The organism is Bacillus sp. 01N45 (assembly GCF_056399205.1).
The window spans coordinates 48,212-62,805 of the sequence record NZ_JBFTQW010000007.1 but is presented as its reverse complement, the minus strand read 5'-3'; the positions used below and the strand labels follow the sequence as shown (position 1 = coordinate 62,805).

Here is a 14,594-nt window from a genome sequence, read left to right as displayed (position 1 = left end):
CACTTATTTTATTAACCATACACTCATTACCGAATAGAGTTGATGTAAATTTAATGGTTTACTTATATAATCTGAAGCACCAGCAGATAAACATTTCTCTTTATCATTTGGCATTGCTTTCGCAGTTAATGCGATAATAGGTATTTCATATAACCTTAAGTTCATTCGGATATGTTCCATCGTTTCATAACCGTCCATATTCGGCATCATAATATCCATTAAAATAAGGTCAATATTTGTATTGTTTTTTAGTATGTCTAAACACTCTATGCCATTTTGTGCAGTAATAATGTTGGCATGCTGTTTTTTTAATGCATTTTGTAATGCAAATATATTTCGGTGATCATCATCGACAATTAAAATGGTTTTCTCTTGGAAGACATTATTTGTTTCAGGAGTCACGATAGTTTCCTCCACAACTTCAGCAGGGGTAACATCTTCTATCGTTGCTGCAACCTCTAAATTGGATACTTGTATATCAGTTAATCCATTTGGAAGGTTAGGAATATATACAGTGAAAGTACTGCCTTCTCCTACATTACTCTCTAACGTAATCCAACCACCTAACAATCTAGCAAACTCTTTACAAATAGATAACCCTAAGCCTGTACCACCATATTTCCGAATTGTTGCTCCATCTGCCTGTTGAAAGGCTTCGAAAATGAGTTGCTGCTGTTCTTTAGCGATACCAATACCAGTATCTTTTACTGAAATTGTAATCCAATCATTACTTATAGACTGCATTTCATGACTTAAATTAGTTGCTTCTATTGAATTGAAATGTAAAGAGACGGATCCTTTTTCCGTGAATTTAAATGCATTGGATAATAAGTTTTTAATAATTTGTTCAATCCGTTTTGCATCTGTATAAAATAGATCAGGAATCGTATCACTGTCTTCAATCGTAAATTCGACATTTTTTTGTGCAGCTATATGTAAAAAGTTTTGATGCATACTTGCTGCCATGTCACTTATGTTTGTTGCTTCGAAAATAACATCTAGTTTTCCAGCTTCTACTTTAGATAAATCAAGTATGTCATTAATTAAAGTAAGTAAATCTTTTCCTGATGAATGAATGACAGTTGCTAATTCAATTTCATCGTCGGATAAATGATTATCATGATTTTCTTTTAACATTTCAGATAATAGTAAAATACTATTTAACGGTGTGCGTAATTCATGAGACATATTTGCTAGAAATTCTGATTTGTATTTTGAGCTACGTAATAACTCACTTGCTTTTTCTTCTAATTCTGATTTAGTAATTTGTAAGTCAGCTGTCTTTTGCTCTGCCTCTTCCGTTCTAGACTCTAGTTGTTCATTCGTTGTTCGTAATTCTTCGGCTTGCATTTGTAGTTCTTCAGCTTGCGTTTGCAATTCTTCTGATTGAACTTGCAACTCTTCTGTCATTGCTTGTGATTCATGTAAAAGAGTTTGAATTCGCATACGTCCCATAATACTATGGATTGTTAAACCTAGGTTATCAACAGTTTGTTGAATTAAATCTTGATGTAAGTCTGAAATCTCAGTTACACTTACTAATTCCATTACTGCGATTACTTCATCCTCAAATAAGATAGGGACGACTAGTAGGTTTTTAGGGCGTATTTCTAATAAGCCGCTAGTGACATAACGAAATTCTTCTGGTATTTCTCGAAGAATAAAGCTTTGTTTTTCTAAAGCACATTGTCCAATTAAACCTTCACCCATTTTAATGGATTGTTTTCCAATATCAGCACCTTGATCGGCGAAAGAAGCTTTCTTTACATAGTAGACAGTTTCTTCAATTTCTTCACGTACATAGAATGCACCGCAAGAGGTTTGCGTTTTTTGTATAACTCCACTAAGAATTTTTTTACCTAATATCTCAATAGAAGGTACACCTTGATACATTAAAATTAATTCTGCAAGCTCGGTTTGTAACCACTCTCTTTTAGATATTTCGTCTAGTAGGTGGTTCGTTGTATGAGCAAGATCTTTTATTTCATCCCGTGTGTTTACATGAATTCTTTCCGTAATTTTTTCTTTAGAAGAAATGGATTTAATAGCTTGAATTACGTTTTTAATCGTTTTTGTAATGGAATTCGAAATATAGAGTGAAATGATAATAGAAATACAAGAAAGTAAGAACAATAAACCGTATAACCAAATCTCTAATTTATTATTTTGAGTATCTAATTGTGCAGCTCTTTTTTTCGTTAGTTGTTCCTCTACACTACGGAAGTTAGTTAGCTGCGATTGTAGTGATTGAATTTGAGTCGTGTCGATTGCTTGTACGTTATTACTATTGTGATTCGTAATGAATGGGTGAATCTCTTTATTAATCCAACTAGTAATGTTTTCATTAATCTGTTTTAATTTTTCTTGCTGAGAAGGGTTATCCTCTAATAGAGCTAAAAGATCTTGATAATGTTTTTCGTAATCCTTTTCCGCAGCGTTAAGAGATTGAACGTAATTTGCATCATTAGAAGTGATAAATCCTTTCGCTTTATTTTCAATTGTTAGTAAATCTTTCTCCACTTGATTCGTTAAATTAAGAACTTTAAAATCGTGATCAATAATAAAATTACGAGATTTTTGTAAACTGGAAATCCCATTGTTTAACATAATGAAAGAAATAAGCAAGAACAAAATGATAACTAAATAACCAGCCATAATTTTGAAGCGAATACTAAATTTTGCTTTCGATTTCATTAAAAATTCCTACCTTCAAGGTTATTCAAAGTTTTCAATTGTAAAGAATGAAAAACGTAATATATATTATATCAGTTTTCATAAGGCCAAACTAGAAATCCCCCTATTGTATTAGGGGGTTCTTTTTTAATAGAGGAAATCATTTTGAAATATAAAAACATATATGAAAAGTAACGATCGAGGGAATAGGGGGATAATAAAACTTTTAAGAAGGAAAGAGTGTTCTTAAAGCTTTTTTTGCATCTATTCCTTCAAAGATAAATAATACAAGCTCTCTCTTTTTTACAGTAAGGAAAAAGGATATTAATGTGCTTAAGCTTTTAATAGAAGTAAGTGTTCCGTGTTTACTTATAAATAAATTCGTTTGAAATGTTGTCATTAAAGCATAAAAATGATGAATCTGCGTTATTGTAGGTGTTTCATTATAAAGAATAGTAGTAGATTGGATTGCATTCATCGAAATATTCCTTTCCATATAATAAGCATAACAATATAAACATACCCGTTTTAAAAAATGTTAAACATATAAATAAGAAAAAATATAATTATAGTATTTTAGGTTTAGAAAGGGTTATGAAGGGTATACATATACTAGAAAGAGATTGACTGAAGATGAATTATAAGAGTTCTAGTCTATAAAAATATACTTTTACTTTAAATAAAAAGGAGTCTGGTATACATGAATGAAATGATGATTAATATTACATTTGATTTAATTTACTTGTTAAGTAGTTCGCTTGTGATCCTTTTATTATTCGCTTTTTTCGTAAATGGTTATGTTAATAAGAAGATTAGTGTATACAGAAATGAAGAAAGATAAAGATACATTATATAAAACTTTAGGAGGTTAATAGTTATGGATGTAGATAGAAAAATAGTAGGTGTTTTTAGAACAATTGATGATGCGGCGTTCGTTATTAATGAATTAAATGATAAAGGATACTCGGCGGATAATATTTCAGCTATTGCGAAGGATCAAAAGGAAATTGAACATCTGGAAGAAAAATCGGGTGAAAAAGTGAATCATGAAACTGCACATAAAGCGGATATCTTTTCAGCGACAGGGCTTGTGGCAGGAGGAGTAGCAGGCGGACTCGGTGGTTTATTAACAGGTCTTGGTATACTTGCCGTTTCTGGAATGGGTCCAATCGTAGCAGCGGGACCTATCGCAGCAGCTATTGGAGGAGCCGGTATTGGCGGAGGAGCTGGAAGTTTAATAGGAGCATTTATCGGATTAGGAATTCCCGAAGAACATGCTAAGAAATATGAAGAATACATTTACGATGGAAATATATTAATTTTAGTAGATGCAAAATTAGATGATAAGTTAGAAATCTATAAAATATTTGATAAGCATAATGCGTATAACTCTGATTTCTTTAAATAATATGTACGTCACATATTTAAACATAATGAATATCGTTTTTGATCTTACAACTTTGGCACGGCCGAGGAGTCGTATGACTATAAGAGAGGAAGGGCTTATAGTAAAAGATCAAGTTTAAGAGAGAAGGGGTGTCTTTTCGTGATTGTAAAAATATTAAAGGATAGTAGTAATAGTTTCCTTTGTACGGTTCAAAATAAAAATGGAGAGCAGTATGTGAAGAAATGGTTTAGTAAACAGGAAAACAATGAAGAATTAGGGCGACCAACCTTTAAAGAAGTGGAAAAGGATTGGAAAGAAAATAGAAAATCGTTTATGTATCCTAACGTAAAAGCGGTTTATTAAATAATAGCCGTTTCATTCTTACAAAATTGTCACACTCCTGTAAGGTAATTCAATAGATTAGATACTTTTTCTGTGTCATAATAAAGACATAAGAAAGCGCATTAAAAAACTACAACATATTAGGAGAGTGTCAGTCATGATTGTAACAACAACGTCTGGAATTCAAGGTAAAGAAATTATTGAGTATATTGATATTGTAAATGGTGAAGCTATTATGGGTGCAAATATTGTCCGCGACTTATTCGCTTCCGTTCGTGATGTTGTCGGTGGTCGTGCTGGTTCTTACGAAAGCAAGCTAAAAGAAGCTCGTGATATCGCAATGGATGAAATGAAAGAACTTGCAAAACAAAAAGGTGCGAACGCTATCGTTGGTATTGACGTAGATTACGAAGTTGTTCGTGATGGAATGTTAATGGTTGCTGTAAGTGGTACAGCTGTACGTATATAAGTAAATAAAAAACAGGCTCCCCCTTGAAGTTCATGCTTTGAGGGGATTTTTTTGTTTCATGACTACAGTTAAAATGAAGAAGAGTTGATGGCGAATGTACTGGCTCGCTAAAATGATATAACCGCTTAAGGGATAAGCTGAAAAAAACTATACTGTACATATGTTTAAAATAAGTAAAACGTTATTGTAAAAAATGCTAGGATTGCTCCTAGCATTTCGTGAGGGGGTATTGCACGGGAATTTAGATAATAAGCAGACGTACCCGCTTATTTCAAATGTAGTATATATTGTTTTCAAGGAGAAAAGTAAGAAATACAACAATCTTTATATATGTTTAACGAGAGTGTTAACTTTATGATAAATAATAAAATTGTTATTTGAGGTAAGGGGAGAAATAATGGTATGAATAACTTTAGAGGGTGTATAGTTTATAGAAATAAACGATTGAGCATGTAAAGAGTTGTATTACATAAAATTTATAATGAATAGAGGGGGTTACATTATGTTTTGGTTAGGATGTTTTTTAGGATATATTGTAGGTTCAGTTATTACATGTGCTCTACTTTACTATGGGTATAGATCCAATGAAAATAAAAAAGCGGATATACAAAAGAGGGAGGAGAGGAAAATCAATAAAAAAGGTGTATAGGATGTGGAAGGTAAGGTGATAACGTTGATGCAAAAATAAAGGACAGTACATATTTTATATGACTACTATGTACTGTCCTCACTTATTTCTTTTGGATTATGAAAAATTATTTCCTGTCTTGCTATAAATTTCATAGGCGAAATAACCAAATAAATAGCCTATTCCAGACCCTAAACTAATGGAAAGCAGTGAGAAGTCCGGGAAAAACATACCGAAAATTAAACCGATTATACAGCCGACAAGCATTCCCATAGGTATTAAACTATCTAATAACAGTTGAGCTTTTTGAGATTTTTTCTTACCTAATTTTCCGTTCTTATATTTATGTTCCAATCTTTTAATTACAAATACTACAATTCCACCAACTATTACAACAGGCGCGATTGCCGAAATGAACCACATGTTAGAAGCTCCTTTCGCTTTTAAATTAAATTATACCATATATTAACATTTTAAATTTAAGCGGAGACAAGATCTTCTGCATTTCTTTTCCTTTTATTCATGACTAAAGTTAATAGGAATAAAATGAAGCTTAAAAGTGTCATTATAATAAAAACTTGCGTATAACTATTAAAATAGTCACGAGCGATTCCTGCTAGGACAGGAATGAATCCGCCCATAATATATCCTCCTGATTGCATCATAGCAGTCCATGCACTCGCATCTTCTGAAGTTTTTGTTTCATATAGCGGTAGCATAAGAGCGAGTGGAAATACGCCGCCGAGCCCGATACCTAGTAAAATAGAAGGGACCCATGGTGTGGTTAATGGGTAAATCATAAGCGATAAACCTACGAGTACAAAGCATATACTCCCTAATAACCAAAGTGCTCTGTTTTTATAAATATCCGCTAATGTTGGAATTAAAAAGCTGCATATCATTTGAATCACTGTAAAAACAGTTATAAGAGTCCCCGCTTGTTCGCTACTCACACCCATACTTTGATTTGCCGGCGCAAGCCAAGTCGTAATGGAATAAAAGATTCCTGATTGTATCCCGAAAAAGATTGTGAACAACCATGCTTTTTTATTTCTTAAAGGTAAGCTATTATTCTTTTTATTTTGTGTACTCGTATTCTTATTTCGTTTCATAACGGGATACCAAAACATAATAGCGATAATAGTAAGTACACCCCAAAAAGCGAGTGCCATATTCCACTCGTCTTTTAATACATGTTGTAAAGGAATCGTTAACCCTGCACTTAAAGAAGCACCAGTTCCCATACCTACTGAATATATGCCAATCATTAAGCCGATTTTCGTAGGGAATTTTTCTTTAATAAAACCTGATAGTAACGGACCTGCAAGTGCAATTCCAATACCGATAAATAAAGAGCTCGCGAATAATGTGAAAATAGAAAAGGTAACAGCCCTCATACATGTGGCAAAGCCAATTAAAATAAGACAAGCCATAATTGCTTTTTCTGCTCCGAATTTTTTAATTACCTTCCCAGTCAGTAAGGCGAATGTCCCCATACAAAAAACAGGAATAGCTGTTAAAAAACTAACGGAAAAATTGCTTATATTTAAGTCTTGTCGGATTGTTTCTAATACAGGTGAAACAGATGTAATTCCGATACGTAAATTAATGGAAACAAAAAATAGTGCTAGTATATACAAATAAGTTCGTTCTTGATGTTTCAATTTCATTTTCTCCTCTCATAAACATCAGATGTTATTCGGTATATCATCTGATGTTTGTGTGTAATAGATAAGGAGCTTATTTCAGCTCCAAATTTTGAACAGCGTATGTTCGTGCCTCTTCTGCATTTTGTTTAAAAATAGCTTGGAATAACTTTTCATGAATGTCAGAGTTATCTTTATAGTCCACTGTATTTAATATGAATTGGCTTAAAATGTGGCGAAGGGCAGGTACGAAAGATTGATACAAATCAAGTAGAACTTCGTTTTTGCTCGCCTTTGCAATGGCTAGATGAAACTGAATGTCTGCATCTATGTATGCTACATAATTACCTTCTTGAAGGGCATGTTTTCTTTTGTTCAAATGTCCTTTCAAGTATAAAAGATCCTCGTCGCTTCGGCGCTGTGCCGCTAACATCGCTACTTCTTTATCTAGCATATTTCGTGCTTCATACACATGATTTATATTAGCTACTTGCAATCGTTTTTCAAATGAATCTTGCGTTGTATTGAGTGAGACAATACGAGTACCTTGTCCTTGTCGAACTTCTAATATGCCAGCATGTACTAATATCTTTATGCTTTCTCGCAGTGTTGAACGTCCTACCCCTAACTCTTCCATTAACTGCGGCTCTGTAGGGAGGCGATCACCAACTTCATACTCGCCAGAAAAGATTTTCTCTTGTAGACGTTCCAACACTTCATCGACTAATTTCCGCCGAGAAACTTTTGAAAAAGGTTTCTTTTCGTTCATATTCATCTGCTCATCTCCTGTTATATTCGTTTTTATGATAACCAATTTAAGTTCGGTTGACAATGTTATTTTTTAGGTAGTTGAAATGGGATACTAAAATAGGGTTTATAAGACATAAAAAAATCTATTTTGAAAAAATCAATCAAAATAGATCCTTCAATTGCATTTAATAGCTCGTCAAAAACACTTTCCCTTTCATTTTCTCAGCAGACTGCACAACATCAACCGCACTTTTCACATCTGCTAAGTCATACGTAGAATGGACTTTCATAAAATGTAATTGTTTGTTTTCCACTAAGCGAATTAAGTGACGAAACGTTTCTTGCCATTTATATGGTGATACTTCTTTATTCCAATGTCGTAAATGAAATATGTTCGCGTACACTTTTGCTTTCGTGACAATCTCTGCCCAGTTCACTTGTATTCCTGATAGAAGACCAATTGTTAAAAAGTGCCCGTTTGGACGTAAGGAAAAAGCTAATTCATTTCCATCTGGTCCTCCGATAGAGTCAATCGCAGCATCTGCACCGAGCCCGTTTGTTAATTCCATAACTGTTTCATAAAGCGGGGCAGTGGAGGTATCAATTACATACTCAGCACCAAGGCGTAGTAATTCTTCTGTATGCTTATTATTTCTTGTAACAGCAATTAATCGGAAGTTTAAAATTTGTGATAACTGCGCGAAAAGATGACCAATAGCGGATCCACAAGCGTTCACTAATAAAACGTCATCCTGTTTTAAATTTAGTGTTTCTGTACATGTAACCCAAGCTGTAAGGGGATTAATATACATTTGTGCCGCTGTAAAATCATCGATAGAATCAGGGATAGGGACTACAAAGTCAGCTGATGTTGTAACGAACTCTTGCCAGGTACCATCTCCGCGTAACGGTAAAACACGTTTACCGATAAGGTCTCTAGAAACGAAAGAGCCAACATCTTCTACAATGCCAACACCTTCATAACCAGGTATGCTAGGTAAAGGGATTCTATGTGCGTACGCTCCGGTTACTGGAATTAAGTCAGATGGATTAATCGGTCTAACTAACATACGAACTAAAACTTCATTATCTTTTAATGGTTCTATATTTTTATATTCAACTTGTAATACATCTTTTGGGTTACCAAACTTGTGAAATTGAATGTGTTTTCCGTGCAAAGTAATGTTCCCCCTTAGTGTAGTTGGATTTATTATAACACCTGTAGTTCAATTGCTTGTTTGATTTACATGTAGGAGGGGATATGTGCAAAATAAAAAGGAAGCAACCGCAGCTGCTTCCTACATCTATTAAGCCGAAGCCTTCTTCATTCTCTCAAGTAAACTAGATAACACATGCGTACGATATGATTCTAGTTTTTTACCTTCATAAGTACGAATACCTAATTTTTTAAGTTCTTTTACATACCAACCTTTGCTTCCGAAATACATGTGATCGCTCCCCTTCAACTTTGTTTTTATTTGTTCTGATTGCATATGGAGGTACAGGTAATATAATGAAGGAAATGAATTTCGCGCGAAAATGGTTAACTTTGTTGCAAAAGACATATATACTAAGGATAGTATATAACGAGGTGGGCAAGACGTGATTATAGAGAAGCACGAAATTCAAATTGACCAAATTACGAGCGGTAAAGTGAATATCTTTACTTTCTATAGGAATAGAAAGCAAGTTGATGATCATTTTTTACGATTGCAAGAACCATCGCTTACAGCAAACTACTTCTTCCATTTTCATTTTGATGCAGAGAGCTTGCATCTACTGCAGGAAGAGTTTCCGAGCGTATATCCGTACAACGGTAGTGAAACGATTCACGACTGGACGGAAAAGATGAAAGCAGAATTGCAACATCAGATCCAAACAGGAAAATGGAATAAGCGCGTACGTATCGGTAATCGCATTCTAGATGTGGTGTTTACGTGGTGTGACGAAGATATAGTAGAGTGAAAAAGAAGCGGATGACGCTTCTTTTTTTAGCGCTGGAATAAAACGAGCTTACCTGCAGAAGATGTGCAGCGATGTGTTTTTTCATACAATCCTTTTTCTTGTAAAATAGATTCACCTTTTGCTTTCGCTTCTTTTTCAGTTGCCGCCTCGAATGATTCGTCTAATGCTTTAGAACCATCTTTTTCAAAGACTGTTAGAACGTATACTCCCATGAAAATTCCCTCCAATAATAAAAATCAGAATCTTATAACTATTTTGGCATAAATCGCTAGAATATGCAAAGAAATATATGACATTGCGTGTTACAATAAAGTGAAACTTTAACTAGTGGGGAGTCTTTTCATCCCCACTAGTTATTAGTTGAACCAATCGGGTATTTATGGGCAGTTTACTTTCAGATTGGCTTCTTTGCCTACTGCCCGTTAATACGGGGTAAAGTGAAACTTTAATCAGTGGGGAGTTTTTTATTTCCTGCTTATTACTAGTTTTCACCAATTGAGCATGTAGTGTTTGTGTTCATGCGGATAAAATGAAACTTTTGAAATATAGAAAGGATCGTTATTTGTGAAACAAGTGAAGTTTATACATGCGGCTGATTTGCATTTGGATAGTCCGTTTAAAGGAATGGAGATGAATGTACCGCAGTCTGTTTGGGAGAGAATGAAGCAGAGTACGTTTGAATCGTTCGAGCGTATTGTTGATAAAGCGATTCAAGAGCGCGTTGATTTCGTATTACTAGCCGGGGATTTGTATGATGCGGAGACGAGAAGTTTGAGAGCGCAAGTGTTTGTGCGCGAGCAAATGAAGAGACTGTCGCAGTATGATATCCCTGTTTTTATTATTCACGGTAACCACGATCATTTAGGGGGAAGCTGGACAGCAATTGAGTTTCCGGAAAATGTTCATGTGTTTACGGAGCCTTATGTAGAAGAGAAATCATTTTATAAAAATGGTGAGTTGTTAGCTTCTATTTACGGGTTTAGTTATTTGCAGCAAGCGGTAACGGATAATATGACAGCGCAGTTTACGAAAATGAGTGATGCGCCTTTTCATATTGGCATGCTTCACGGAAGTGTGGAAGGAGATGCAGAGCATAATCGTTATGCACCGTTTCAAATTCGTGAGCTGAAAGAAAAGCAGTTTGATTATTGGGCTCTTGGTCATATACATAAACGTGAAATTTTATCAGAAGAGCCGTGCATTATTTATCCAGGTAATATACAAGGACGTCATCGTAAGGAGACAGGGGAAAAGGGTTCATACCTGATTGAACTCACGAAACAAGGAACGCACTGTTCATTTTTCCATACGGCGGATGTTGTGTGGGATGAGATAGAAGTGAATATTGATGGACTTGAAACTGTTGATGAACTTATGACGAGCGCATCGAGTGCGATGAATGAGTGCCGAAGAGAAGAGGAAGGGACGCTACTTACTGTCGTATTTACAGGACAAGGCCCACTTTCTCCTTATTTACGTGATGAAAAACGTGTGGAAGAGATCTTTCATATTTTAGCAGCTGGCGAAGAGCGAAAAGACTTCGTATATGCGATGAAGTGGAAAAATGAGACGGTTTCTTTTGCGGAAATCGAGCGTTTGAAAGAGGAAAATCATTTCGTCGGTAGTGTGCTGAAAGAGTTAGAAGCTTTCACCAATATGGACGGCGTATTGCGCAGTATTTGGACATCTCCTGTAGCGCGTAATAGTATTGAATCTTTTACAGAAGAAGAGAAGAAAGAGATTCAAAAGGAAGCAGAAAATATTATTTTAGAGCAATTATTCCAGCAAGAGAGGGATAAGAAATGAGAATTGAAAAACTCCATATTTATGGGTACGGAAAATTAGAAAATGTGGAAATGGATCTGTCAATGCTGACAGTGTTATACGGTGAAAATGAAGCGGGGAAATCGACAATTCGCTCATTTATGAAAAGTATTTTATTCGGTTTTCCAACGAGAGGACAGCGCCGTTATGAGCCGAAAGAAGGCGGCAAGTATGGCGGTGCGATGACTGTGCAAACAGAGAAGTACGGCCGTTTGAAAATTGAACGGTTGCCAAAGACGGCAGCTGGTGAGGTGACCGTTTATTTTGAAGACGGGAAAACGGGCAACGAGGAAATTTTACACGATATATTAAGCGGGATGAATGAAAGTTTATTTGAATCTGTCTTTTCATTTGATATGCACGGCCTTCAAAATATTCATCAGCTCGGCGAAGCGGATATCGGAAATTATTTATTTTCAGCAAGCGCAGTCGGAAGCGATGCGTTATTACAGCTAGATAAAAAGCTAGAAAAAGAAATGGATCAGCGTTTTAAGCCGAGTGGGCGTAAACCTGAAATTAACGTATCACTGCAAGAAATGAAGAAGCTTGAAGAGAAGATGAAAGAGTGGCAAGGGAAAATTGGCACGTATGAAAAGCAAGTGGAGCAGTTAAAAGAAAGTGAAGAGCAGCTAGCTTTTGTTCGCGTGGAAAAAGAGAGTGCAGAAAAGCGAAAGCAAGATTATGAAATATTAGCAGTGCTAGAGCCTCTCGTTATTGAAAAGCGTGCGCATGAGAAAGTGTTAGAAAACGAGGGCGGACAATTTCCTGTAAACGGGATGGCGCGCTATGAAGCGATTAAGGCGAAGATTGAGCCGCTTCAATTACAAGTGGATTCACTCCATAAGAAAATAGAGACTGTGCAAACGGAAATTGAATCGATTCAAATAGATGAAGAATTTTTACAAAAAGAAAGTTATGTAGAAGAACTTCGTATGCAGCATATGTCTTACGAAAATGCACGCCAAGAAATGCGTGATATAACAGGAACGATTACGAATATAAAAGAAGAACTGACAGAATTAGAGCAACAAATTGGTGCTACTTTTGAAAAAGAAACAGTTCTTTCGTTTGATATGAGTTTGGCAACGAAAGAGTTAATTACGCAAACGGTGCAAAAGGCGCGCGAACTAGAAACGCAAAAAGTACAGCTTGACGATCGTTTCAAAGTAGCGCAGGAGCAATTAGAAGAACAAGAAGAAAACATAAGACAGGTTAAGCACCAAATGTTAGCGGATGAAGAACGAAATACGCTAGTTGAGAAAGAAAAGTCATTCCAAGATGCGGCGTTTATCGGTATGGGCGCAGAGAGAATGAAGCGCAAGTATGAAGAGAAGGCAGGAGCGGCAGTGCAAAAGAAAAAACAGTGGCAAAGAGTTTGTCTTCTGTTACTTCTTATTAACACAGTCGTTTTATTCACAAGCTTATTTATAGACAACCGCCCGCTCTTATTTATTAGTGTCATTGTTTTTGTAGGGATTGTTCTTGCCCTCGTTTTATATAAAGATCCGTCAAGTGGATTACAAGAAGAGCTTCTTACTCTTCAGCAAAGTGCTGGTGGGAGACAAAGTGAAGAAGCAATGTCAGTTCGTTATCAATTAGAAAAAGATGAAGAGATACGTAAATTATTTGAGCGTGAGTCGTATAAGTTACAGCAAATGGAGCGAGCTTATGATAAAGTCGTTTCATCGTATGAGGAATGGGAGAGAGAAACGTTCCGCATTAGCGAACAAGTAAATGTGTATAAAGTGCGCTATATGTTCCCTGAATTTTATACGTATGCACACATATTGCCGGCGTTTGAGCGTATGGAAAAAATGCAGCAATTATATCGCGAGTTAGAGAAACAAAGTGAGCGGAAATCTTCATTATATGAAATGATTTCGCAATTTGAACATAAACTAGAAACTGTTATCGGTAGTGTGGAATATAGTAAGCTGCACGAGGCGCAAAGCCGTATGCAAAATGAGAAAGAAAAGCGCCAAACTTGTAAGCAGTTAAAAGAGAAGCTTGTGGAATGGCAAGAAGAATATGAGTTCATGCAAGAGCAATTGAAACAACTGTTAGTAGAACGAGATAGTTTATGGCATATCGCACATTCTACAGATGAAGAGATGTTTTTAGAAGCAGGTAAACTGGCAGAAAAACGTGAAGATGCTGAGCAGCAAGTCGGGCGTTTATTACCGCAAATTGATCTGTTAGAACAGCGTTTAACGAGTTTATCATTAGCTGAACATTATGAGGCTGACGGTTATGATGAAAAATTAAAGCAAGAAATGACAGCTGCGCAAAATTGTCTTATGAAAGAGAAAGAACTGACAGAGCGTATTGCGAAACATCGTATGGAAATCGCGAATTTAGAAGAAGGTAGTACGTACGGTGATTTACTGCACGAATGGGAAATGAAAAAAGCGCAAGTGCGTGAACAAGTGAAGAAGTGGGCTGCTTATGCGGCCGCAAAGACAGTATTAACGAAAACGAAGCAATATTATCATGAAGTACATCTTCCGCGTATTTTACAAAAATCAGAAGAGTATTTTGTCTATTTAACAGGCGGACGATATAGTAAAATCTTTTCACCGTCAGAGGCAGAACCGTTCATCGTTGAGCGTAACGACGGTATGCGTTTTTACAGTCATGAACTAAGCCAAGCGACAGCAGAGCAGTTATATTTATCGTTACGATTTGCATTAGCGAAAACATTTGAGCATGATTATCCGTTCATTATTGATGATAGTTTTGTACATTTTGATGCGGTAAGGACGAATCGTACAATTGAACTAATAAAGGAAATTGCGAAAGATAGACAAGTCATCTTCTTTACATGCCATGCGCATTTATTAACGTATTTTACAGAAAAACAGATTATAAAATTAACGCATAAGCGTAAAGAAAATGAGTTGTAGTATGCTA

At 35.7% G+C, this 14,594-nt stretch carries 16 protein-coding genes; 8 read left to right on the top strand and 8 right to left on the bottom strand.

Going from position 1 to position 14,594, the window contains the following annotated elements; all coding sequences use genetic code 11:
* Window positions 1-3 precede the first annotated feature (3 nt).
* Window positions 4-2,694 carry an ATP-binding protein gene (locus AC1DMU_RS17490; RefSeq protein WP_088062277.1) on the bottom strand — a complete coding sequence of 897 codons (2,691 nt, stop codon included), beginning with the start codon at window positions 2,692-2,694 and terminating at the stop codon, window positions 4-6.
* 205 nt (window positions 2,695-2,899) lie between these two features.
* Window positions 2,900-3,151 (bottom strand): hypothetical protein, encoded by a 252-nt coding sequence (locus tag AC1DMU_RS17485; RefSeq protein WP_000991707.1) that lies wholly within the window; start codon window positions 3,149-3,151, stop codon window positions 2,900-2,902.
* A gap of 222 nt (window positions 3,152-3,373) precedes the next feature.
* Here AC1DMU_RS17485 and AC1DMU_RS17480 point away from each other — a divergent pair, with 222 nt between their 5' ends.
* The 5 genes from AC1DMU_RS17480 to AC1DMU_RS17460 all read left to right on the top strand — a co-directional run bounded on the left by AC1DMU_RS17480 (window position 3,374) and on the right by AC1DMU_RS17460 (window position 5,520).
* Window positions 3,374-3,514: a hypothetical protein gene (locus AC1DMU_RS17480; RefSeq protein WP_080377776.1), complete on the top strand. Its 141-nt coding sequence runs from the start codon at window positions 3,374-3,376 to the stop codon at window positions 3,512-3,514.
* Window positions 3,515-3,550: 36 nt separating this feature from the next.
* Window positions 3,551-4,081 (top strand): general stress protein, encoded by a 531-nt coding sequence (locus tag AC1DMU_RS17475; protein ID WP_088062279.1) that lies wholly within the window; start codon window positions 3,551-3,553, stop codon window positions 4,079-4,081.
* A gap of 138 nt (window positions 4,082-4,219) precedes the next feature.
* Window positions 4,220-4,423 (top strand): DUF4028 family protein, encoded by a 204-nt coding sequence (locus AC1DMU_RS17470; protein ID WP_088062281.1) that lies wholly within the window; start codon window positions 4,220-4,222, stop codon window positions 4,421-4,423.
* Between the two features lie 136 nt (window positions 4,424-4,559).
* Window positions 4,560-4,871, top strand: a complete 312-nt coding sequence (locus AC1DMU_RS17465) for a YbjQ family protein (protein ID WP_000637510.1) — start codon at window positions 4,560-4,562, stop codon at window positions 4,869-4,871.
* 502 nt (window positions 4,872-5,373) lie between these two features.
* Complete coding sequence (locus AC1DMU_RS17460) at window positions 5,374-5,520, top strand: hypothetical protein (RefSeq protein ID WP_000498635.1); 147 nt, start codon at window positions 5,374-5,376, stop codon at window positions 5,518-5,520.
* Window positions 5,521-5,616: 96 nt separating this feature from the next.
* Here the strand turns inward: AC1DMU_RS17460 and AC1DMU_RS17455 are convergent, their stop codons facing one another.
* From AC1DMU_RS17455 to AC1DMU_RS17435, 5 genes are all read right to left on the bottom strand, one after another.
* Window positions 5,617-5,922 carry a hypothetical protein gene (locus AC1DMU_RS17455; protein WP_088062283.1) on the bottom strand — a complete coding sequence of 102 codons (306 nt, stop codon included), beginning with the start codon at window positions 5,920-5,922 and terminating at the stop codon, window positions 5,617-5,619.
* A gap of 56 nt (window positions 5,923-5,978) precedes the next feature.
* Window positions 5,979-7,169 (bottom strand): MFS transporter, encoded by a 1,191-nt coding sequence (locus tag AC1DMU_RS17450; RefSeq protein WP_476941539.1) that lies wholly within the window; start codon window positions 7,167-7,169, stop codon window positions 5,979-5,981.
* Window positions 7,170-7,239: 70 nt separating this feature from the next.
* The gene (locus tag AC1DMU_RS17445; protein WP_088062287.1) at window positions 7,240-7,920 is read right to left on the bottom strand and encodes a FadR/GntR family transcriptional regulator; all 681 of its coding nucleotides are present in this window, start codon (window positions 7,918-7,920) and stop codon (window positions 7,240-7,242) included.
* 160 nt (window positions 7,921-8,080) lie between these two features.
* Complete coding sequence (locus AC1DMU_RS17440) at window positions 8,081-9,073, bottom strand: zinc-dependent alcohol dehydrogenase family protein (RefSeq protein WP_088062289.1); 993 nt, start codon at window positions 9,071-9,073, stop codon at window positions 8,081-8,083.
* A 129-nt stretch (window positions 9,074-9,202) separates the two neighbouring features.
* Window positions 9,203-9,343: a YflJ family protein gene (locus AC1DMU_RS17435; RefSeq protein WP_000273536.1), complete on the bottom strand. Its 141-nt coding sequence runs from the start codon at window positions 9,341-9,343 to the stop codon at window positions 9,203-9,205.
* Between the two features lie 154 nt (window positions 9,344-9,497).
* On the opposite strand from AC1DMU_RS17435, the gene AC1DMU_RS17430 reads away from it, so the two are divergent.
* Window positions 9,498-9,860 (top strand): hypothetical protein, encoded by a 363-nt coding sequence (locus AC1DMU_RS17430; protein ID WP_000582797.1) that lies wholly within the window; start codon window positions 9,498-9,500, stop codon window positions 9,858-9,860.
* A gap of 26 nt (window positions 9,861-9,886) precedes the next feature.
* On the opposite strand, the gene AC1DMU_RS17425 is transcribed toward AC1DMU_RS17430, so the two are convergent.
* Window positions 9,887-10,072 (bottom strand): YhzD family protein, encoded by a 186-nt coding sequence (locus tag AC1DMU_RS17425; RefSeq protein ID WP_000539551.1) that lies wholly within the window; start codon window positions 10,070-10,072, stop codon window positions 9,887-9,889.
* A 352-nt stretch (window positions 10,073-10,424) separates the two neighbouring features.
* On the opposite strand from AC1DMU_RS17425, the gene AC1DMU_RS17420 reads away from it, so the two are divergent.
* Window positions 10,425-11,666, top strand: coding sequence for a metallophosphoesterase family protein (locus AC1DMU_RS17420; RefSeq protein ID WP_088062291.1), 1,242 nt, complete (start codon window positions 10,425-10,427; stop codon window positions 11,664-11,666).
* Window positions 11,663-14,587: an ATP-binding protein gene (locus tag AC1DMU_RS17415; RefSeq protein WP_088062293.1), complete on the top strand. Its 2,925-nt coding sequence runs from the start codon at window positions 11,663-11,665 to the stop codon at window positions 14,585-14,587. Before AC1DMU_RS17420 ends, AC1DMU_RS17415 begins: the two co-directional genes overlap by 4 nt.
* Window positions 14,588-14,594: the final 7 nt, after the last annotated feature.